The 297-nt window shown below is 48.8% G+C and carries 2 tRNA genes; both read left to right on the top strand.

Annotated features, from left to right (window positions below):
* Window positions 1–7 precede the first annotated feature (7 nt).
* Window positions 8–84 (top strand) — tRNA-Ile (locus K0F88_RS32120).
* Window positions 85–111: 27 nt separating this feature from the next.
* Window positions 112–187: transfer RNA gene (locus K0F88_RS32115), tRNA-Ala, on the top strand.
* The last annotated feature ends 110 nt before the right edge of the window (window positions 188–297 follow it).

Here is a 297-nt window from a genome sequence, read left to right as displayed (position 1 = left end):
CGAAATTGGGTCTGTAGCTCAGTTGGTTAGAGCGCACCCCTGATAAGGGTGAGGTCGGCAGTTCGAATCTGCCCAGACCCACCAATTTTGTGTGGGAACCTGTAGAAATACGGGGCCATAGCTCAGCTGGGAGAGCGCCTGCCTTGCACGCAGGAGGTCAACGGTTCGATCCCGTTTGGCTCCACCACTACTGCTTCTGTTTGTTGAAAGCTTAGAAATGAGCATTCCATTGTGATGATGGTGAATGTTGATTTCTAGTCTTTGGCTAGATCGTTCTTTAAAAATTTGGGTATGTGA

The organism is Pseudomonas sp. UMAB-40 (assembly GCF_900095275.1).
Classification (GTDB): Bacteria; Pseudomonadota; Gammaproteobacteria; order Pseudomonadales; family Pseudomonadaceae; genus Aquipseudomonas; species Aquipseudomonas mandelii_B.
This window is presented reverse-complemented; position numbering and strand designations above follow the sequence as displayed.